The 21,119-nt window shown below is 67.0% G+C and carries 18 protein-coding genes and 1 tRNA gene; 11 read left to right on the top strand and 8 right to left on the bottom strand.

Annotated elements, in window-relative coordinates:
* Positions 1 to 31: 31 nt before the first annotated feature.
* From RHM57_RS07065 to RHM57_RS07050, 4 genes are all read right to left on the bottom strand, one after another.
* Entirely contained in the window at positions 32 to 745 is a 714-nt protein-coding gene (locus RHM57_RS07065) for a GAF and ANTAR domain-containing protein (protein ID WP_134446480.1), read from the bottom strand.
* 9 nt (positions 746 to 754) lie between these two features.
* Positions 755 to 1,510, bottom strand: coding sequence for a GAF and ANTAR domain-containing protein (locus RHM57_RS07060; protein ID WP_322135872.1), 756 nt, complete (start codon positions 1,508 to 1,510; stop codon positions 755 to 757).
* A 232-nt stretch (positions 1,511 to 1,742) separates the two neighbouring features.
* Positions 1,743 to 1,818 (bottom strand) — tRNA-Val (locus RHM57_RS07055).
* 63 nt (positions 1,819 to 1,881) lie between these two features.
* Positions 1,882 to 2,349, bottom strand: a complete 468-nt coding sequence (locus RHM57_RS07050; protein ID WP_134446478.1) for a peroxiredoxin — start codon at positions 2,347 to 2,349, stop codon at positions 1,882 to 1,884.
* Between the two features lie 244 nt (positions 2,350 to 2,593).
* Here RHM57_RS07050 and aceE point away from each other — a divergent pair, with 244 nt between their 5' ends.
* From aceE to RHM57_RS07020, 6 genes are all read left to right on the top strand, one after another.
* Positions 2,594 to 5,320, top strand: coding sequence for a pyruvate dehydrogenase (acetyl-transferring), homodimeric type (aceE, locus tag RHM57_RS07045; protein WP_134446477.1), 2,727 nt, complete (start codon positions 2,594 to 2,596; stop codon positions 5,318 to 5,320).
* A gap of 7 nt (positions 5,321 to 5,327) precedes the next feature.
* Complete coding sequence (locus RHM57_RS07040; RefSeq protein ID WP_134446476.1) at positions 5,328 to 6,533, top strand: PucR family transcriptional regulator; 1,206 nt, start codon at positions 5,328 to 5,330, stop codon at positions 6,531 to 6,533.
* Positions 6,534 to 6,636: 103 nt separating this feature from the next.
* Entirely contained in the window at positions 6,637 to 7,554 is a 918-nt protein-coding gene (locus RHM57_RS07035; protein ID WP_134446475.1) for an ACP S-malonyltransferase, read from the top strand.
* Positions 7,555 to 7,572: 18 nt separating this feature from the next.
* Positions 7,573 to 8,577 carry a beta-ketoacyl-ACP synthase III gene (locus RHM57_RS07030; protein ID WP_134446474.1) on the top strand — a complete coding sequence of 335 codons (1,005 nt, stop codon included), beginning with the start codon at positions 7,573 to 7,575 and terminating at the stop codon, positions 8,575 to 8,577.
* Positions 8,578 to 8,637: 60 nt separating this feature from the next.
* Positions 8,638 to 8,886, top strand: a complete 249-nt coding sequence (locus RHM57_RS07025; protein ID WP_134446473.1) for an acyl carrier protein — start codon at positions 8,638 to 8,640, stop codon at positions 8,884 to 8,886.
* Between the two features lie 88 nt (positions 8,887 to 8,974).
* Positions 8,975 to 10,210, top strand: coding sequence for a beta-ketoacyl-[acyl-carrier-protein] synthase family protein (locus tag RHM57_RS07020; protein WP_134558431.1), 1,236 nt, complete (start codon positions 8,975 to 8,977; stop codon positions 10,208 to 10,210).
* Between the two features lie 132 nt (positions 10,211 to 10,342).
* Here RHM57_RS07020 and RHM57_RS07015 read toward each other — a convergent pair whose 3' ends face one another.
* The gene (locus RHM57_RS07015; RefSeq protein WP_134446471.1) at positions 10,343 to 10,864 is read right to left on the bottom strand and encodes a DUF3145 domain-containing protein; all 522 of its coding nucleotides are present in this window, start codon (positions 10,862 to 10,864) and stop codon (positions 10,343 to 10,345) included.
* Positions 10,865 to 11,042: 178 nt separating this feature from the next.
* On the bottom strand, positions 11,043 to 12,344 hold the full coding sequence (locus RHM57_RS07010) for an ISL3 family transposase (protein ID WP_322135197.1): 1,302 nt from the start codon (positions 12,342 to 12,344) through the stop codon (positions 11,043 to 11,045).
* Positions 12,345 to 12,560: 216 nt separating this feature from the next.
* Between RHM57_RS07010 and RHM57_RS07005 the strand changes: the two genes are divergently transcribed.
* Complete coding sequence (locus RHM57_RS07005; protein WP_322135873.1) at positions 12,561 to 13,172, top strand: PadR family transcriptional regulator; 612 nt, start codon at positions 12,561 to 12,563, stop codon at positions 13,170 to 13,172.
* A 94-nt stretch (positions 13,173 to 13,266) separates the two neighbouring features.
* On the opposite strand, the gene RHM57_RS07000 is transcribed toward RHM57_RS07005, so the two are convergent.
* Both RHM57_RS07000 and RHM57_RS06995 read right to left on the bottom strand, forming a co-directional pair.
* On the bottom strand, positions 13,267 to 14,181 hold the full coding sequence (locus RHM57_RS07000) for a DUF1684 domain-containing protein (protein ID WP_322135874.1): 915 nt from the start codon (positions 14,179 to 14,181) through the stop codon (positions 13,267 to 13,269).
* 73 nt (positions 14,182 to 14,254) lie between these two features.
* On the bottom strand, positions 14,255 to 16,057 hold the full coding sequence (locus RHM57_RS06995) for a bifunctional 3'-5' exonuclease/DNA polymerase (protein ID WP_322189674.1): 1,803 nt from the start codon (positions 16,055 to 16,057) through the stop codon (positions 14,255 to 14,257).
* Positions 16,058 to 16,378: 321 nt separating this feature from the next.
* On the opposite strand from RHM57_RS06995, the gene RHM57_RS06990 reads away from it, so the two are divergent.
* From RHM57_RS06990 to kdpC, 4 genes are all read left to right on the top strand, one after another.
* On the top strand, positions 16,379 to 16,468 hold the full coding sequence (locus RHM57_RS06990) for a potassium-transporting ATPase subunit F (RefSeq protein WP_134446468.1): 90 nt from the start codon (positions 16,379 to 16,381) through the stop codon (positions 16,466 to 16,468).
* Positions 16,468 to 18,141 (top strand): potassium-transporting ATPase subunit KdpA, encoded by a 1,674-nt coding sequence (gene kdpA / locus RHM57_RS06985; protein WP_134558434.1) that lies wholly within the window; start codon positions 16,468 to 16,470, stop codon positions 18,139 to 18,141. The genes RHM57_RS06990 and kdpA overlap by 1 nt, the downstream gene beginning before the upstream one ends.
* 91 nt (positions 18,142 to 18,232) lie before the next feature.
* Positions 18,233 to 20,443, top strand: a complete 2,211-nt coding sequence (kdpB, locus tag RHM57_RS06980; RefSeq protein WP_322140802.1) for a potassium-transporting ATPase subunit KdpB — start codon at positions 18,233 to 18,235, stop codon at positions 20,441 to 20,443.
* 51 nt (positions 20,444 to 20,494) lie between these two features.
* The gene (gene kdpC / locus RHM57_RS06975; RefSeq protein ID WP_322140801.1) at positions 20,495 to 21,109 is read left to right on the top strand and encodes a potassium-transporting ATPase subunit KdpC; all 615 of its coding nucleotides are present in this window, start codon (positions 20,495 to 20,497) and stop codon (positions 21,107 to 21,109) included.
* The last annotated feature ends 10 nt before the right edge of the window (positions 21,110 to 21,119 follow it).

Raw genomic sequence — 21,119 nt, 5'->3', positions numbered from 1 at the left:
GGGGCGCAACCCCAGTATATGCAGAACCGGTTCAGAGGCGAAGGGTGCGATCGACGACGGCCGCGGATACTTCGGCGAGCGGCCTGTTGTGGCTCCTGGCGTAGTCACGGAGCATCGTGAACGCCTCGCTCATGTCGACGTCGTGCATGAACGCGATGACGCCCTTGGCCTGTTCGATCACGACGCGGCTGTTGAGCGCGTGCTGGAGCTGTGCGCGAGCGATGTCGCTCTCGCGGATCGCGCGTTCCTGCAGGATTCCGATCGTCGCCGTGTCCGCGAGGGCCTGAACGGTGCGCAGGTCCTCGGCGCCAAGGCCGCCGAGACGGTCCCAGAAAAGATTGAGTGAGCCGATGGTCGTCGCCCGCAGGTGCAGGGGAACGGCGTGCATCGAGAGGAATCCCTGTTCGAGTGCACCCGCACGGAAGAGGGGCCATTTCGGGGCGACGACGTCGAGGTCGGGAATGGCGACAGCGGCACCGGTCGTCACGCACTCGACGCAGGGACCGGCGCCCGCTCGCAGCTGGAGGATTTCGACCAGCCGGGTGCGCTCGTTGGTGGAGGCCACGACCTCGAAGTCTCCGTGACCGGCCGAGAGGATGATACCCACCGCGGACGCTCCGAAGAGGAGCGCGCACCGCTCGACGAGAGTCTGCAGGAGGTCGACGACGTCGTAGCCGACGACGAGCGTGTCGGCCAGCGTGACGAACGTCTCGACGAGCTGACCCTCCCGGGATTGTGTGACCATGTTGTAATCCTAAGGTGCGATAACCGTGGAGAAATCAATTTTCCGGGCGACCACATCGTGTGCGACGGACCGCACCGATCGTCCGTTTGAGAAAGCGTAACCACGGAGGAGCAGCAATGCATCCGTGGCGGAGAGATTCAGCTGGGCAAGGATCATCCCCGTGGCCTGGTGGATCACGCGGCGCGAGAATCCCTCGGCTTCCGGTTGCGTCGGGTCGGCAGGGTTCGGTCCGTCGGCATCCAGTCGCTCCGGATCCTGTTCCACGGAGACGTGGTCTCGAAGCGCCCGGCGCAACACGACCCGGGCGACGATATCCGCGAGTTCCGTTGCGTCGGCGACAGCCTCCGGCGGCAACGGGCCGGCAACGGACGAGTAGAGGTCGACGGCGCCGATCTCGAGCGTTCCGATGACGAGAGGGAAGGCGAACAGTCCCCCGACCTCCGCGTCGTCGAGTGCCGCGCGAAACATCGGCCAGGCCGGATTCTGCTCGAGGCGGATGTCCGGCGAGAGGACCGGGCGCCGGGTCGCGAGCGCCCGCCAGCACGGTCCCTCGCCGAGATCGAATTGCAGTTCGTCGATCCGGGCGGCGAACGCGTCGCTCGCGCTGATCGTCTCGGTCCCGAAGGGCGCGCCGAGGGTGGAGATCGCTGCTCCATCGATGGGGAGCACTCTCAGGAACGGGGCGCAGAGCTCCGTGCCGGAGTCGTCCCAGGCTTCGAGTTCCCGGGCGGCAGTATCGAATGCCGCACGGCTAACGGGGGACACGGGCCGGGTCCTGTGCCCCGGGGGCATGCCTGCTCCGGCCGACCGGGACATCCACTCGCAGATCACTCCACAGGAGAGCCACTGGCACACACGACCTTTCGGCTCCCGGAGGAGCGACCGGTTCACACGGGAGTCCCGGCAGGACTCACCGAATTACCCCAAGCCTAACCCGTGAGACCAGATCCCGGTCAACCGGGGAATCACTCTCGGACACCCCGAGGTGCTGACCTACTGGTGGGCCCTACCGGGCTCGAACCGATGACATCCACGGTGTAAACGTGGCGCTCTACCAACTGAGCTAAAGGCCCCTGCGTATCGACTTCCGCCGGGGTTGAACCGACACCACTATACCGGTGGGAGCGGCGATCGGGTCACGCGGGCTGGAGTTCGCCGATCGCGGCACGGTATGCGTCGAGCGAACGCGCCTCGCCGGGAGCCGTGATGAAGCTCGCACGGATGATGCCGTCCGGGTCGATCAGGAAGGTTGCGCGGTTCGAGAAACCCTTCTCCTCGAGGAAGACGCCGTATTCCTTGGCGACGGCTCCATGCGGCCAGAAGTCGGCGAGGAGGTTGAATCCGTAGTTCTCCTGCTCTCCCCAGGCGCGCAGCGCGTGCCGGGAATCCACCGAAATACCCAGGAGTTCAACACCACTGTTCTCGAACAGGCTCAGGTTGTCGCGCAGGGTGCACAACTCGCCACTGCAGATTCCCGAGAACGCGAGAGGGAAGAAGACCAATGCCACCGACTTGTCACCGCGATACTGGCTGAGCTGGATGTGCTCGCCGTACTGGTTGACCAATTCGAAGTCGGGTGCCTGGGTGTCATTCTCCAGAGCCATAGTGCGTCCTTTCCTGCGTCAGCCACCAGTGGCAAGCGCCGGAACAGCCTAGCCCCGGGGATGGGGGAAACCTAGACAATTCTTTCGCTGACAGCGTTCGTCGCGTACCGGCCGCGCGTGCGCGGCACACAGCTGGAATCTGTAGGCTGGCGTGGTGCCAGCGGTCCACAGGGACCGCTTTGCGGCACGCCTAACCAGGCACGGTCGCGTATCACACGACCTGCCCGATAGAGAGAGGTCGACTGTGACTGTCAACGACCAGGACCCATACTCGGTGAACAGCACGGATGCGGATCCGGAAGAGACGAAAGAGTGGTCCGAATCTCTGGACGCACTCGTGGCCGCCCAGGGACACGAACGCGGCCGCGAGATCATGCTGAGCCTGCTCAAACGATCCAAGGAACTGCACCTGGGCGTCCCCATGGTGCCCACCACCGACTACATCAACACGATCGCGGCCGGCAACGAGCCGGACTTCCCCGGCGATGAAGACATCGAGCGCCGCTACCGCGCCTGGATCCGCTGGAACGCAGCCGTGCTCGTGCACCGCGCACAGCGACCCGGGATCTCCGTCGGCGGACACATCTCGACATACGCCTCATCCGCCGCCCTCTATGAGGTCGGCTTCAACCACTTCTTCCGCGGCCAGGACCACCCGGGTGGCGGAGACCAGATCTTCATCCAGGGCCACGCCTCCCCCGGCACCTACGCCCGGGCATTCCTCGAGGGCCGCCTGACCGCGAACCAGCTCGACGGCTTCCGCCAGGAGAAGTCGCACGCGCCGCAGGGACTGTCGTCCTACCCGCACCCGCGCCTGATGCCGGAGTTCTGGCAGTTCCCGACGGTGTCGATGGGCCTCGGTCCGATCAACGCCATCTACCAGGCGCAGACCAACCGGTACCTCACCAACCGCGGAATCAAGGACGCCAGCGACCAGCAGGTCTGGGCGTTCCTCGGCGACGGTGAGATGGACGAGGTCGAAAGCCGCGGCCAACTCCAGGTCGCCGCGAACGAGGGTCTCGACAACCTCAACTTCATCATCAACTGCAACCTGCAGCGCCTCGATGGACCCGTCCGCGGAAACGGAAAGATCATCCAGGAGCTCGAGAGCTTCTTCCGCGGTGCCGGCTGGAACGTCATCAAAGTCGTCTGGGGCCGCGAGTGGGACGACCTCCTGTCCCGCGACGTCGACGGCGCCCTGCTCAACCTGATGAACGTCACCCCCGACGGCGACTACCAGACGTACAAGGCCGAGAGCGGCGCATACGTTCGCGAGAACTTCTTCGGCCGCGACCCGCGCGCCCTGAAGCTCGTCGAAGGCTACACCGACGACGAGATCTGGAACCTCAAGCGTGGCGGCCACGACTACCGCAAGGTCTACGCGGCGTTCAAGGCCGCGTCGGAGCACAAGGGCCAGCCGACCGTCATCCTCGCGAAGACCGTCAAGGGCTACGCCCTCGGCCCGAGCTTCGAGGGCCGCAACGCGACCCACCAGATGAAGAAGTTCACCCTCGAGAACCTGAAGACCTTCCGTGACAGCACCCACATGCCGATCACGGATGCCCAGCTCGAGGAGAACCCCTACCTCCCGCCGTACTACCGTCCGGACGAGAACGACGAGGCGATCCAGTACCTGCACGAACGCCGCCGCGCCCTCGGCGGCTACGTGCCGGAACGCCGGAGCAAGTACACCCAGGTCAACCTCCCGCAGGACTCGACGTACGCGCCGACCCTGAAAGGCTCCGGCACGCAGGAGATCGCCACGACGATGGCGTTCGTCCGTCTGCTCAAGGAGCTCCTGCGCGCCAAGGACTTCGGAAACCGCATCGTCCCGATCATCCCCGACGAGGCCCGCACCTTCGGAATCGACGCGTTCTTCCCGAACGCCAAGATCTACAACCCGAACGGCCAGCAGTACACGTCCGTCGACCACGCCCAGCTGCTCGCGTACAAGGAGAGCCCGCAGGGCCAGATCCTGCACGTCGGCATCAACGAGGCCGGCGCGATGGCCGCGTTCACGAACGTCGGGACCACCTACGCCACCCAGGGTGAGCCGCTCATCCCGATCTACGTGTTCTACTCGATGTTCGGATTCCAGCGCACCGGCGACGCCATGTGGGCCGCCGGCGACCAGATGGCCCGCGGCTTCATGATCGGAGCCACCGCGGGTCGCACGACCCTGACCGGTGAGGGACTGCAGCACGCCGACGGCCACTCGCCGCTCCTCGCATCCACCAACCCTGCCGTCGTGTCCTACGACCCGGCGTACGGGTACGAGATCGCGCACATCGTGCGTTCCGGTCTCGAGCGGATGTACGGCGGCCTGCACGACGACCCGAACGTCATGTACTACATCACCGTGTACAACGAGCCGGCCGTGCAGCCGGCCGAGCCCGACGAGGTCGACGTCGACGGCATCGTGCACGGCATCCACCGGATCAACCACTCGCAGGTCACCGGACCGAAGGCGCAGCTCCTGGCCTCCGGTGTCGCCGTGCCGTGGGCGCTCGAGGCGCAGGCCCTGCTCGCCTCCGACTGGGGAGTCTCGGCCGATGTCTGGTCCGTCACGTCCTGGGCCGAACTGCGCCGCGACGGCATGCGGGCGGAGGAGCACAACTTCCTCAACCCCGACCAGGGCCCGCAGGTGCCGTACGTCACGAAGAAGCTCGCCGGAGCCGCCGGCCCGTTCATCGCGGTCAGCGACTTCATGCACGCCGTGCCCGACCAGATCCGCCAGTTCATCCCCGGCGATTTCGCCACCCTCGGCGCGGACGGCTTCGGCTTCTCGGACACCCGCCCTGCCGCCCGTCGGTTCTTCAAGATCGACGGACCGTCCATGGTCGTCCGCACCCTCGAGATGCTCGCCCGTCGCGGCGAGATCGACAGGGCGGTCGTCGGCCAGGCCATCGAGAAGTACCAGCTGCACGACGTGACCGCGGGCACAACGGGCTCCGCCGGGGGCGAGAGCTAACCCGACTGTGGCCCCGGCACCGAAGACGAAGGAGCAGACGCTCGCCTGGTTGCGCACCATCTCAGGGGAGCTGTCCACGGCGACCCTGAAACGACTCGAGGACACGCTGCCCTGGTACGGCGATATGCCGCCAGGACGGCGGTCCTCGGTCGGGCTGGTGGCCCAGGCGGGCATCACGTCCTTCATCGCGTGGTTCGACGACCCGAAATCCACTCCGTGGATCGCGGCCGACGTCTTCGGTGCCGCGCCGCGGGAGCTGTTGCGCTCGGTGAGCCTGCAGCAGACCCTCCAGCTCATCCGGGTCTCCGTCGAGGTCGTCGAGGAACGCGTCAAGGACGGCGGCGAGATCCTCCGCGAGGCGATCCTGCTCTACTCCCGCGAGATCGCCTTCGGAGCTGCGGATGTCTACGCGCGCGCCGCCGAGGCACGCGGGCTCTGGGACGTGCGGCTCGAGGCCCTCGTGGTCGACTCGATCCTCAGCGGCGAGTACGACGACGAACTGCCGAGCCGGATCGCCGCACTCGGCTGGCACGGCCACGGCGAGGTCTGCGTGCTCGTCGGCACCACCCCGAAGATGCTCGATGTCGACCAGCTGCGCCGCTCCGCGCGGCACATGGCCGCCGACGTGCTGATCGGGGTGCAGGGAAACCGGCTTGTTCTCGTGATCGGTCGCGCGCACCCCGCCTCAGCGGACTCCGAGGACACCGTCGGGACGGCATCCGCCCTGACGTTCATGGAGATCGCGGTGCAACTGGAACCGAGCTTCGGTGCCGGGCACCTCGTGCTCGGACACGAAGTGCCCAACCTCGTCGACGCCTCCAAGAGCGCGAAGGCGGCCCTGGCCGGTTTCGCCGTAGCCAGGTCGTGGCGGAACGCGCCGCGCCCTGTCCAGGCGGACGACCTGCTCCCGGAGCGTGCGCTCGCAGGCGACCCGCTCGCCCGCGCCACCCTCATCCACCGCATCTACCGGCCGCTCCAGGCGCACTCGACCGAACTGCTCACGACGCTGTGGTGCTACCTCGACAACGGCCGCTCGCTTGAAGCGACGGCCAGGGAACTCTTTGTTCACCCCAACACCGTGCGCTACCGCCTGAAGCGCGTCTCCGAGGTCATCGGCTACGACGCGACGGGCGCCCGTGAGGCGCTCATCCTGCAGTCCGCGCTCATCCTCGGCTCGATCAGCGACCACGACGGCTCCACCCGCCGACGCTGACACCCCTCGTTTGACCTGTTTCTGCGGGAAGACACAAACGTTTTCCGGATACTTGGTCGATCATCGACACTCCGCGGCGAATTGAGCTTGGGAGACTAGGGGAATGATTGTTGTCGTCTGTCCCGGACAGGGCTCGCAAACCCCTGGTTTCCTCGTTCCCTGGCTTGAAGACCCCGCCTTCGCCGCCGGACTCGACGCGATGTCCGCCGCGAGCGGACTCGACCTTGTCACCCATGGCACGGTCAGTGACGCCGACACCATCCGTGACACGGCCGTCGCCCAGCCACTGATCGTTGCGTCCGGAATCCTCACCATGCGGGCGCTCTTCGCCGGCGGTCGCCGCGACCGCATCGCGGGGATCGCGGGGCACTCAGTCGGCGAGATCACCGCCGCAGCCGGGGCCGGCATCCTGAACGACGCCGATGCCCTCGGGTTCGTGCGCGAACGCGGCGCGGCGATGGCAGAGGCCGCAGCCCTCGAACCGTCCGGGATGAGCGCCGTGCTCGGCGGCGACGAAGCCGAACTTCTCACGCTCCTCACCGAACTCGGCCTCGAACCGGCCAACTTCAACGGCGGCGGCCAGGTCGTCGTAGCCGGTGCGATCGACGCACTCGCCCGTCTCTCCGCCGCTCCGCCTGCCCGTTCGCGTGTCATCCCCCTTCAGGTCGCCGGTGCATTCCACACCCGGTATATGCAGCCTGCCGTCGCCTCGCTCGCCGCGGTCGCCGCGCGTCTCACCCCCTCGAACCCGACCCTGCCGATCTGGACGAACCGGGACGGCAGCCAGGTCGCCGACGGCGCGCGGTTCGTCGGATATCTCGTCGACCAGGTCTCCTCGCCGGTACGGTGGGACATGTGCATGCAGTCTTTCGAGGCCGCTGGCGTCACCGGAATCATCGAGATCGCGCCAGCCGGCGCCCTCGTCGGCCTTGCGAAGCGTGCACTCAAAGGCGTACCCAGCGTCGCGATCAAGACCCCGGACGATTTGCCCGCCGCGTTTGCACTGATCGACCAGCAGTAAGCCCGACGGAAAGAGACCATGACCAAGCCCACACTCCAGCAGTCGCACGGCCCCGCGTTCACGCGCATCCTGTCGGTCGGTGCCGCCCGCGGTGACCTGACCGTTCCCAACGACGACCTGGTCGGTCCGATCGACTCGTCCGACGAGTGGATCCAGCAGCGTACCGGCATCATCAGCCGCGTCAGGGCCAGCAAGGACGTCCAGGCCGTCGACCTCGCCGTCGTTGCCGCCACCGAGGCCATCGAGAAGTCCGGCATCGACCCGACCCTGATCGACGCCGTCATCGTCGCCACCATCAGCAACGGCCGCCAGACCCCGTCGATGGCCGCCGTCCTCGCCGACAAGGTCGGCGCCAACCCGGCCGCTGCCTACGACATCAACGCCGCCTGTGCCGGTTACGCATATGCCGTGGCCCAGGCCGACGCCCTCATCCGCACCGGTGTCGCTCACTACGCGCTCGTCGTCGGGGCCGAAAAGCTCTCCGACCTCGTTGACCCGACCGACCGCAGCATCTCGTTCCTCCTCGGCGACGGCGCAGGCGCCGTCGTGATCGGTCCGAGCGACTACCCCGGTATCTCGAGCACCGTCTGGGGGTCCGACGGTTCCAAGGCCGGCGCGATCCAGATGAATCACACCCTGCAGGAATACCACCGCGGTGAATCCGAGTGGCCCACGCTCCGCCAGGAGGGCCAGACAGTCTTCCGCTGGGCGGTCTGGGACATGGCCAAGGTCGCCAAGCAGGCCCTCGAGGCCGCCGGCGTGACCAGTGCCGACCTCGCGGCCTTCATCCCGCACCAGGCCAACATGCGCATCATCGACGAGTTCGCGAAGCTGCTCAAGCTCCCCGAGTCCGTCGTCATCGCGCGCGATATCGCCACAACGGGGAACACCTCGTCGGCGTCGATCCCGATCGCCACGCACACCCTGCTTGCCGAACACCCTGAGCTCAGTGGCGGTCTCGCCCTGCAGATCGGCTTCGGAGCCGGACTGGTGTTCGGCGCGCAGGTCGTCGTGCTCCCGTAGTTTTCCCGTACCGCCTCTAAACTGAATCTCGGTCATACGAGACACCCCAAGGAGAAAAAAATGGCATTGTCCACCGAAGAAGTACTGTCCGGCCTCGCTGAGCTCATCAATGATGAGACCGGCATTGCGGCTGACACGGTTGAGATGGGTAAGTCGTTCACCGACGACCTCGACATCGATTCCATCTCGATGATGACCATTGTCGTCAACGCAGAAGAGAAGTTCGACGTGAAGATCCCCGACGAAGAGGTCAAGAACCTTAAGACCGTCGGCGACGCCGTCGACTTCATCGTCAAGGCCCAGGACTAAAACTAACGAGCCCAGGCCGGCCGGCATCGCCGACCGGCCTGGTCTGTGGGCTCCGCCCGCCGTTTTGATGTACCACGGAGAGTTGCATATGACCAAGAAGATCGTTATCACCGGAATCGGTGCGACCTCCCCTCTCGGAGGCACTGCCGCCGAGACCTGGGCTGCGCTGTTGAACGGCGAGTCCGGCGCCACCACCCTCGAGCAGGAATGGGTCGCACGCACCCAGCTGCCGATCACCTTCGCCGCGCAGGCGCGGGTCCCCGCCAGCGAGGTCCTCGCCAGGCACGAGATCAAGCGTCTCGACCCCTCGAGCCAGTTCGCGCTGATCGCCGGCCGCGAGGCCTGGGCGGATGCCGGATCTCCCGAGGTCGAAGCCGACCGGCTCGCCGTCGACTGGGCCACCGGCATCGGCGGCGTGTGGACCCTCCTCGACGCCTGGGACACCCTGCGCGAACGCGGCCCACGCCGCGTGCTGCCGATGACCGTCCCGATGCTGATGCCGAACGGTCCCGCCGCGGCAATCGGCATGGACCTGCACGCCCGCGCCGGTATCACGACCGTCGTCTCCGCCTGCGCGTCGAGCACCGAGTCCCTCGTCAACGCCTATGACCGGCTGCAGGCCGGCCGCGCGGACGTCGTCATCGCCGGTGGCTCGGAAGCCGCGATCCACCCACTGCCGATCGCGTCGTTCGCGGCGATGCAGGCGTTGTCCAAGCGGAACGACGACCCGGCCCATGCCTCACGCCCGTACGACGTGTCACGCGACGGCTTCGTGCTCGGCGAGGGTGCAGCAGCACTCGTCGTCGAAACCGAAGAACACGCCAAGGCCCGCGGTGCGCACATCTACGCCGAACTGCTCGGCGGTGCCGTCACGAGTGACGCGTACCACATCACGGCTCCCGACCCCGAGGGATCGGCGGCCGCCCGGGCTATGGTCACCGCCATCCGCAACGCGGGTGCCGATCTCAGTGATGTCGCCCACATCAATGCGCATGCGACAAGCACGCCAGTCGGGGACATCGCTGAGTACAACGCACTCCGTCGCGTGTTCGGCGACCTGCTCGAGGGCATCCCCGTTTCCGCGACGAAGGCATCCACCGGGCACCTGCTCGGTGGTGCAGGTGCGATCGAGGCGTTCTTCACCGTGATGGCGCTCTCGACGCGGACCGCCCCGCCGACGATCAACCTCGTCGAGCAGGACCCGGCCATTCCGCTCGACGTCGTGACCTCACCGCGCACCCTGCCCGGCGGCAACCTGCTCGCGATCAGCAACTCGTTCGGATTCGGCGGCCACAACGCCGTCGTGGCCTTCCGCTCGGTCTAGTCGACAAGCTCGGTCCCTTCGGACGTCTATCAGCAACAGGCTCGACCCCCCGGGGTCGGGCCTGTTCTCGTTTCCGCCTTTTCTCGTTTCCGCCAGGTGTCTCTTTCCCCGGCCTTGTGCGAATCAGGACTGTCAGCCGACCTTGTGCAGCCAGACCACGGAATTGAAGTCGCTCGCGTGCCTGAAGGGTTCGAGTTCGTCGTCCCAGGCCTGCCCGAGGGCGAGGCGCAGTTCGCGATGCAGTTCGACGGCGTTCGCGCCGGCGGATTCCATGGCGTAGCGAATCCGGTCTTCCGGGATCACGATGTTCCCGACGGTGTCGGTCTGTGCGAAGAAAATGCCGAGCTCCGGCGTGTGCAGCCACCGCCCGCCATCGACGCCGAACCCGGCGTCCTCGGTCACTTCGAAGCGCAAGTGGTCCCATCCGAGCAGCGCGGATGCGAGGCACGCGCCGGTCCCTGGTGCGCCCTCCCAGTGGTATTCGGCGCGCTGGGAACCCGTGAGCACCGGCTGATCGGACCAGTCGAAGTTGACGGCCTCGCCGAGGGCGCGACCGACCGCCCACTCCACATGCGGGCTGAGTGCCCGTGGCGACGAATGCACCAAAAGCACCCCTCGCGCAGTTGGTGGCCGGCGCGCAGGTATTGCTGTCATCGATTTTCTCCGTTCTGTGAGATGCGTCTTCCCCAACGACCTCAGAACTGCGGATTCAATACGATGCAAGCGAGTGTGAACTTGTCGCTACGACGGAATTGCTGCCGTCTCCTTGGATTATGCCTCAGCCGCCTGTGGGTATTCAAGGAAGATCGGGCTCTCCTGACTCTTCCGTGGGTTAGTCCCGGCCGGGAAGCACGGGTTTGTGCCCGCCGAGGCTGAGCATTGCGAGGGCGATGAGGGCCTCGGGTGATTTGAAGCCGAACGCGATGCGGGTCATGAGGCGGATCTTGGTGTTCATGGATTCGACGCGGCCGTTGGAGAGGCTGTGCTCGATGGAGGCCAGGATCGCGGTGCGGTGTTTCACGATGCTCTTCTGCAGTTTCACGAAGGACGGGATGCGGCAGCGGCGAGCCCAACCAACCCATTTGTCGAGAGCTTCGGTCGCTTCCTCGAGAGGCAGTTTGAAGATCACACGGAGGCCTTCCTTCAGGTAGTACGCCCGAGCCAGCCGGGGGTCGGTCTGCACGATCCAGGCGAGCTTCGTTTGTTGCTTCTCGGTCAGGTTTTCCGGGTTCTTCCAAAGCGCGTATCGGCAGTTCTTGATGCCCGTCGCCCGGGCGCTGTCTGGGCGTGCCGGGGCGTCGGCTGGGGGCCGGCCGCGAGTGCGTCGGGCATCGTTGTGCCGGGCGGCTTTGCGGGCCTCGTTCCACGCGCCCCGGCGGACTTCATCGAGGGCCTCGGTGGCCCATTTCACGACGTGGAACGGATCAGCGCAGCGAACAGCGTTCGGCGCTCGTTCCGCGACAACACTGGCGATCCAGGCCGCACCGTCCGCGGAAACATGCGTGATCAGTGCCGAACGCTCCGGCCCCAACGCATCAAAAAACGTCTCGAGGGTGGCCTTGTCCTGGCCTGGTGCCGCCCAGACGAGACGGCCAGAATCGTGGTCCACGACGCAGGTCAAGTACTTGTGGCCGCGCTTGTAACTGATCTCGTCAATCCCGATCCGGGTGAGGCCCGCGAACTGGTCGAACTGCTTCTCCGTATCTGCCCAAACCCGGGTGATGATCGCGCCCACGGTGCGCCACGCGATGCGCATCAGCACGGTGATGGCGGACTTGGATGTTTGCGTGGCCAGCCACGCGACCTGGTCATCGAAGAACAAAGTGTGCCCGCTCTGATGCCGGGCCCACGGCACGGCGGCGACCGTCACGCCATGCACCCGGCAGCTCACCCGCGGCGCCGCAGCTTCTAAGTGGATTTGCACCGAGCCGGCGTCCAGGGATCGCCAGCGGCGCCGCCCGTCACCGGCGTCGTAGCGCGGGCAGCGCTTCCGGCAGGCCCCGCACCGGTTCCGCATCGATGCCGTTGGGCGCACCGACGCGACCAGCATGCCCGTATCCGCGTCGAGATCGACCGCTTCGACGATGGTTTTGTCGACTCCGAGCAGAGTCCGCCATAGTGTTGAGTTTTGCACGCCGTTTTCTCGTCCCTGTGTTTCTTGCCTTTGTCAGTTAGAAACCTAGACGGAGAGCGGCGTGCACTCGTTAAGGCGCTCGGAAACCACCCACGGTAACGTCAGGAGAGCCGAAGATCGGGTTATTTGATCCCACCAGTTCAACCGGTTCCCGCGCGTTTTCCCGTGGACCGGTTCGCTATACTCGGTATAGCTATCTCTCGCTTCGGAGGCCCGGTGTCGGTACGCAGTTGTCTGCTTGTGATCCTGTCGATCGGTCCGGCATACGGATTCCAGCTTCACGCTGAACTCAGTTCCCGTACGGCCGGTCGCCGGAACGTGAACGCCGGCCAGGTCTACGGCACTCTCGAGCGACTCGTGAAACAGGGAGTCGTGGAATCGGCAGGGACCACTGACGACGGACTCCCCCTGTACCGGGCGACCTCGTCCGGATTGAGCGAAGCATCTGCCTGGCTGACCGCGACGGAGAGCGCCGTCGGCGAGGAGTGGAACGACCTCGTCGACCGGGTGCTGCTCGCGTCGTCACTCCCTGATACGGACGTTCTCGGCATCATCGCCCGCTATCGCACGCACTGGGAGTCCGACCTTGCGGACTCCGGTCCCGGCGCAGGAAGCGACAACACCGTCGCCGGGGCGCACGGCGGGGAGCTCCGGCCGGGCGCCGGGCAGGACCTGCTCGGCGCGGGGGCGCGGCATGCCCTCGCGACCGCGGCACTGGCCTGGCTCGAGAGCACGGAGCGCACGCTGGCCGCCGCCCCAGGCGAGTTCGGGCACGGTCTCAATCTTCAGAAGCCACGGCGCGGCCGGCGGCCGGCGGTGGCGGCATAGCTCGATCACGGCGTCCAGTCCGGAAGAAGTATGAGACGCAGCCCGTGGACGATGCAGCCCGTGGACGACTTCGCCGAAAGTCGAGACGATCGGTTCAGTCGTGCAGCGGCGTGCCGTCCGCGGTCAGGACCATGCGCTCGCCGGCCTCGATCGGGATGGTGAGTCGGTTCTGGGCAGGTGCGATCGGGCAGTTGAAGTTGTAGCTGAAGGCGCACGGCGGCAGGTAGGCCCGGTTGAAGTCGAGGCGAATCGTTCCGTCGCCCTCCGGTGAGACGCGCAGGAATCGGCCGACGCTGTAGGTGCTGACCCCGTTGGTCGCGTCGGCGAACACGAGGAGCAGGCTCGGCCCGTCCTCGAAGGCAACGAGGTTGTAGTCGATGCCATCCCTGGTGAAGGTGATCTCGCCGGGCAGGGCGCGCTGGCGGGTCCGTCCCTCATCCTGCAGGTGTGCGATGCTGACCTCACCCCGCCCGGGGATCGGCGTGAACGTCGCCTCGACCACCCAGTCCGGATCGTAGGGGAATGCATCGATCCGGCCGAAATCGCGGATTCCCTCGGAGGCGGCGTCCCAGACCCGGAGGGCATACCCGCCGTCTTCGCCGGCGATCACCGTTCCCGTGAGCGTGTCGCTGAAGCGGATGCTCGAGGGCTGCATCGCGTCGAGTCCGGCCACGAGCACCGATCCATCGACCACGTCACCGTCGACGGTGATCCCCTCGCTCGCTGCCGCTGTCAGCGCGAGCCCGGACACCCCAGCGGGGAGCGGCGCCCATAACCCGGGGACGCCCCAGACCGGCTGGCCGACCGCGGGGTCACCGGTGATCCACTGGGTGTTCACGAGGGCGAGGTTGCCGCGCGGGCCGACGACCGCGCGGGAGCGTGCGTCCCGGAATTCGGCGAGCCGTGCGAGTGCGGCGTCCGTCCGGTCCTGGTCTGTGCTGCCCTGGGCGTCGTTGCCTTGGAATGCGCCGCCCTGGTCTGCGCTGCCCTGCTCTACCTGCTGTGTCATGCCTGCGCCATCCCGTCGTGTGAGTGTCTTCAGTGCAACGGGCACGGGCCCGGGTTTATTGCCGCGGCGGGCGCTATTTCGCGTCGCCGTAGTTGTCGACGGTGGCGACGGTCAGCAGGAAGTCGACAGGGAAGGTGCCGAACAGGTGCCTCCCCGCCGTGGCCGCGGCATCTTCGATAATGGTCGCGACCCTGGCCGCCAGATGCTCCGGGGTATGCACGATGACCTCGTCGTGGAGGAAGAACACCAGGTGCGGGATATCGGCGAACACGACACCGCCCCGACCGGAACGGGACCCGGAAGAAGACCCGGAAGGAGCCCGGGAAGGAGACCGGGGCTCCAACCCGGATCCGGCATCTGCGCCGACGTCCGACGCCAGTTTCCGGAGTTCCCGCCGGATTTCCGCCATCCAGCACAACGCCCACTCGGCCGCACTCCCCTGCACCACGAAGTTGCGCGTGAAACGACCCCAGTCCCTGGCCTGGGTGCGCGCCCTCCGCTCATCGGCATCGCCGGCTCCCTCCGACGAAGCCAGAGACTGCGCGGCATACCACTCTTCTCCGGGAGGCGGCGAGGACCGGCCCAGCCTGGTCGTGACCTGGTCGCCGCGCTCGCCTGCGCGCGCGGCTGTCTCGGTCAACGCGAGTGCCCGCGGATACGCCCGCGCGAGCCGGGGCAGCAACCGCCCGCTCTCCCCCGTCGTCGCACCGTACATCGCGCCGAGCATGGCCACCTTGGCGTGGGCGCGGGTCTCGACGACGCCGCTCGCGACGATGCCGGCGTAGAGGTCCGTGCCACGGCCGGCATCCGCCATGGCCGTGTCGCTCGAGAGCGCCGCGAGGATGCGCGGTTCCAGCTGGGCGGCATCCGCGACGACGAGCTTCCAGCCCGAGTCCGCGACAACAGCACCGCGCACCTGCTTGGGCAGTTGCAGGGCTCCCCCGCCGCGGGTCGCCCACCGGCCGGTCACGACGCCGCCCGGCAGGTACTCCGGGTGGAAGCGACCGTCGACGATCCAGGTGTCCATCCAGTACCAGCCGTTGGCGCTCAGCAGCCGGGCGAGCTTCTTGTACTCGAGCAGGGGCTCGATCACGGGATGGTCGAGCTCCTTGAGTTCCCAGGCCCGGGTCGAGGTCACGGCGAGTCCGGCCCGGCGCAGGGCGCGGGTGAGCTCGGGCGGGGAGTCCGGGTTGACGAGGGGGTCTCCGAGTGCCAGGCGGATGCGTCCGACCAGTTTTTCGAGGAGCGCCGGCCGGATCCCGGGGCCGACCCTCGGACCGAGGACCCTGCTCAGCAGCTCGTCGTGCACGTCGGTGCGCCAGGGCAGTCCGGCGAAGCGCATCTCGGCGGCGATGAGCGCGCCGGCGGACTCCGCGGCGAGCAGCAGGCGCAGCCGCCCCGGCTCCTCGCTCTCGGCGACGGCCGTGAGCTGGCGCCGGAACTCGGCACCGGCGTCCGTGAAGCCCGCGTCCGCTTCTCCGGCGGGATCGATGTCCTCTCCGAGCAGTTCGAAAAGCGTGGCTCCGGGATCGCGGGTTTCCGCGACGATGGCGAGGGCGGCATCCCACCGGCTCGGTGCCGCCGTTGCGAGGTCGCTCGCGGCGGTGAGGACGGAGTGGCGCAGGATCGCGTGGCAGAGCCGCAGGTCGTGGGCACGTTCGACGCGGACGCCGGCCTCGAGCAGGACCGGGTAGATGCTCGCGGTGTCCTCCCAGACCCAGCGCGGCGACCCGGGTTCCTCCTGGAGCACATACCCGGGGAAGTCGTCCGCCGACACCGGGCGGGCGGCACCGAGAGTCACACCCCCGGCGTTCAGCACCTCGACGAGGAACTCCCCGTTCCCCCTTCGACCGACCAGTATGTACACGCTTTCCATTCTGCCAGCGCGCACCGACGACCCTCGCTGCGACGAGCGACCGCGCACATTGCACGGGAGCGCGCACCAGCGCAGAGAAACCGTTAGGTTCCGCCGGTGCGCCGTATGGATACCGTGAGGACCCCATTCTCCGCCCCGAATCCAGCGTATTCCTATGGAGTACCCCGGTTCCGACCCCGGGATACCCGCGCCTGCACCGGCGCGGTCACCGTGTGGATGGAGTTCTCCTGTGCCCGACCTCGTGCTTGACATCGTCTACGTTCTCGGCGTGATCGCCGTGTTCGCCCTGATCGGCCTCGTGGCCAAGGGAGTCGAGAAACTGTGATCGTCTTCGATCTGCTCGGCGCCCTCCTCGCCGTCGCGGCCCTGGCCTACCTCGTGCTCGCGCTCGTGAAGCCGGAAAGGTTCTGATGGACCTCTGGTTCGCCGTTCTCCAGGCGCTCACCCTTGCGCTTGTCCTCGCCCTCATCTATCGCCCCCTGGGCGACTACATGGCGGCGTTCTACCAGTCGTCGCGTGACAACCGGGTCGAGCGCGGCTTCTATCGCCTGGTCGGGGTCAATCCCCGGTCGCAGCAGACCTGGCAGTCCTACCTGCGCAGCGTGCTCGCCTTTTCCCTCATCGGCGTGCTTTTCGTCTACGTCATTCAGCGAGCCCAGGCGGTACTGCCCTATTCCCTGGGCTTTCCGGCCATCCCGTCGGGCCTGTCGTTCAACACGGCCGTCTCATTCGTGACCAACACGAACTGGCAGTCCTATTCACCCGACGTGACCATGGGCTATTCGGTGCAGATGCTCGGCCTCGCCGTGCAGAACTTCGTATCCGCCGCGGTCGGCATCGCCGTTGCGATCGCCCTGGTGCGCGGTTTCGCTCAGCGCCGGACCGGCACGATCGGCAATTTCTGGGTCGACCTGACCCGCGGGGTACTGCGCCTGCTGCTCCCTGTGGCGATTCTCGCCGCGCTCGTTCTCCTCGCCGGCGGCGTCATCCAGAACCTCACCGGCTTCACGGACGTCACCACGATCACGGGCGCCACCCAGTCCATACCGGGCGGGCCGGTGGCCTCGCAGGAGGCGATCAAGATGTTCGGCACGAACGGCGGCGGATTCTTCAACGCGAACTCGGCGCATCCGTTCGAAAACCCGACCGCGTGGACGAGCATGTTCCAGATCGTTCTCATGCTCGCGATCCCGTTCAGCCTGCCCCGCACCTTCGGCACGATCGTCGGCGACAAACGACAGGGCTATGCCATTCTCGGAGCGATGGCCGCCATCTTCGTGGTCTCCCTCACCGCGCTCACCCTCTTCGAGCTCGGCGGTGCCGGAACGGCCCCACTCGCAGCGGGTGGCGCCATGGAGGGCAAGGAACAGCGCTTCGGCATTATCGGGTCCGCCCTCTTCGGGACGGCGTCGACCCTCACCTCGACCGGTGCCGTGAACTCGATGCACGACTCCTTCACGGCCCTCGGGGGCCTGATGCCGATGCTCAACATGATGCTCGGCGAGGTCGCCCCGGGCGGCACGGGGTCCGGGCTCTACGGAATGCTCATCCTCGCCGTGATCACGGTCTTCATCGCCGGCCTGCTCGTCGGCCGCACTCCCGAATACCTCGGCAAGAAGATCGGCCCGCGCGAGATCAAGATCGCCAGCCTCTACATCCTGGTGACCCCGACCCTCGTCCTCGCCGGAACGGCCCTGAGTTTCGCGATCCCCGCCGTGCGAGCGGATGTCGAGGGCACCTCCATCTGGAACCCCGGGCTGCACGGTCTCTCCGAAGTGCTCTACGCCTTCACCTCCGCGGCCAACAACAATGGTTCCGCCTTTGCGGGACTGACCGCCAACACGCCGTGGTTCAACACGGCGCTGGGCGTTGCCATGCTCCTCGGCCGTTTCCTGCCGATCGTCCTCGTGCTCGCCCTCGCCGGAGCCCTCTCCGCCCAGGACACCGTTCCTGCGACGCGCGGCACCCTGCCGACCCACCGCATGCAGTTCGTCGGGCTGCTCGTCGGCGTGACGGTCATCATCACGGCGCTCACGTACTTCCCGGTGCTCGCGCTGGGTCCGCTCGCGGAAGGGCTGCAGTAGCCATGACCACCGCCTCCGGCACCCAGGCTCCCCCGTTCCTCTCCTTGTCACCACTCACGCCGGACTCCCCGACGGAAGGGCAGCAGTAATCATGTCGACAGTCACCGAAGCATCCACTTCTCCACGGGGCGAGGGCCGAGCGCCCGCTGGAGAACATCCGCGGAAACGCGCATCGAGCGCGATCAACCTTGCCCAGCTCGTCGCTGCACTCCCGATGGCGGCGCGCAAGCTCGACCCCCGGCTGATGTGGCGGAACCCCGTCATGTTCATCGTCGAGGTCGGTGCCGCGCTCACCACGCTGCTCGCGATCGTCGAACCCTTCCTCGGCGGACCGGCCCGTTCGGGCGGCGGCGACGTACCGGCGAGTTTCACCGTCGGCATCGCATTCTGGCTCTGGCTCACCGTGATCTTCGCGAACCTCGCGGAAGCCGTCGCCGAGGGCCGCGGCAAGGCGCAGGCCGACAGCCTCCGCCAGACCCGAACGAGCACGATCGCCAACCTCGTTGCCGGCTACGACGAGGCAGCGGATGCCGCGGCCGAACGGGCCACCGTCTCCGCCGTCTCCTCCGCCGACCTGACACTGGGCGATACCGTGATCGTGACCGCCGGGGAGCTCGTCCCCGGAGACGGCGACATCGTCTGGGGCATCGCGTCGATCGACGAGTCCGCGATCACCGGTGAATCCGCACCCGTCGTTCGTGAGTCCGGCGGCGACCGGAGCGCCGTCACCGGCGGCACCCGGGTGCTCTCCGACCGGATCGTCGTCCGCATCACGAGCAAGCCGGGCGAGACCTTCGTCGACCGCATGATCGCCCTTGTCGAGGGCGCCTCCCGGCAGAAGACCCCGAACGAGCTCGCGCTCAACATCCTGCTCGCGAGCCTGTCGATCGTGTTCCTCGTCGTCACCCTCACCCTCAACCCCATCGCGGGATACTCCGCCGCCGCCGTGAGCCTGCCCGTCCTCGTCGCCCTGCTCGTCTGCCTGATCCCGACCACGATCGGCGCCCTGCTCTCCGCGATCGGCATCGCAGGAATGGACCGGCTCGTGCAGCGCAACGTGCTGGCCATGTCGGGACGCGCAGTCGAGGCGGCGGGCGACGTTACGATCCTGCTCCTCGACAAAACCGGCACGATCACGTACGGCAACCGGCAGGCACGGGAGTTCACCCCGCTCGCCGGGGTCGATAGAGGCGAACTCATCAACGCAGCAGCACTGTCCTCCCTGAGCGACCCGACCCCAGAGGGCAAATCGATCGTCGACCTCGCCATCGAAACCGGGTTCGGGAATCCGGGAACCCTCGACGCCGTCGTGGTGCCCTTCACGGCGCAGACCCGGATGAGCGGGATCGACCTGCCCGACGGCTCCTTCGTGCGCAAGGGCGCCGGCTCCGCCGTGCTCGCCTGGGTGAGCGAAACCACGAACGTCGAGTCGACGATCCTCGACGACCTGAACGCGACCGTCGAACGGATCTCAGAACTGGGCGGCACCCCCCTCGTCGTGGCCGAGGGCAGCGCTGCGGGCAACACGGCGGACAACTCGGCGGTCCCTGGATCCGGGGCGCGGCGGATCCTGGGAGTGGTGTACCTCAAGGACATCGTCAAGGAGGGAATCGCCGAACGATTCGCCGAACTGCGCAGCATGGGCATCCGCACGATCATGGTGACCGGCGACAACCCGCTGACCGCCAAGACGATCGCAGCGGAAGCCGGCGTCGACGACTTCCTCGCCGAGGCCACCCCAGAGGACAAGCTCGCCCTCATCCGGCGTGAGCAGGAGGGCGGCAATCTCGTCGCCATGACGGGCGACGGAACGAACGACGCACCGGCACTCGCCCAGGCCGACGTCGGGGTCGCGATGAACACCGGCACCAGCGCCGCGAAGGAGGCCGGCAATATGGTCGACCTCGACTCTGACCCGACGAAGCTCATCGATATCGTCCGAATCGGCAAACAGCTTCTGATCACCCGCGGCGCCCTCACCACCTTCTCGATCGCCAACGACATCGCCAAGTACTTCGCGATCATCCCGGCCATGTTCGCAGGGGTCTTCCCCGGCCTCGCCGTGCTGAACGTGATGCAGCTGCACTCGCCAGCCTCGGCGATCCTGTCCGCCATCATCTTCAACGCGATCATCATCGTCGTACTGATCCCGCTCGCGCTTCGCGGAGTCACCTACCGTCCGGCCGCCGCCGCGAGCGTGCTCAGCCGCAACCTGCTGATCTACGGCCTGGGTGGTGTGATCGCACCGTTCCTCGGGATCAAGCTCGTCGACCTCTTCGTCGCACTGCTCCCCGGTTTCTGACCCGCCGGACCTCTCCCCAACCTCACTTCCACGGAAACGGACAACGTCACCATGAGTTCCCCTCGTAGCTCGGCCCGCCAGTACGGCGTCGCCCTTCGCGCCATGCTCGTCTTCACCGTCATCCTCGGTGTCGCCTATCCCCTCGCGATCATGGCCTTCGGGCAGGTCGCCCTGCCGAACCAGGCCAACGGTTCCCTCATCCAGGGGGGTTCTGGAGCGATCGGCTCCTCGCTGATCGGCCAGTCATTCACGGATGCCCAGGGAGCGGCCCTTCCGGAGTGGTTCCAGTCCCGGCCATCCGCAGCGGGCGACGGCTACGATGCGGCGGCCTCCGGCGGCAGTAACCTCGGTCCGGAGAACGCGGACCTGATCGCCGCGATCGCCGACCGGACGTCCGCAATCGAGGGATCCGACGGCGTGACCGCCGCCCAGATCCCCGCTGACGCGCTCACGGCATCCGCGTCGGGTCTTGATCCCCAGATCAGCGCGGAGTACGCCCGGATCCAGGTGAACAGGGTCTCGGCGGCCCGCGGCCTTCCGGTCGCGACGGTCAGCGCCCTGGTCGAGTCTAGGATTCAGGGACGGGACCTTGGTTTCCTCGGCGAACCCACCGTCAACGTGCTCCAACTGAACCTCGCCCTCGCGGCGCTGCCCGGCCAGGGCTGAAAGGCGTGAC

The sequence above is a fragment of the Cryobacterium sp. 10S3 genome (assembly GCF_034344045.1).
In the GTDB taxonomy this organism is placed as follows: domain Bacteria; phylum Actinomycetota; class Actinomycetes; order Actinomycetales; family Microbacteriaceae; genus Cryobacterium; species Cryobacterium glucosi.
Note: the sequence above shows the minus strand (reverse complement) of the source record. Positions and strands in the feature narration are given on the sequence as shown.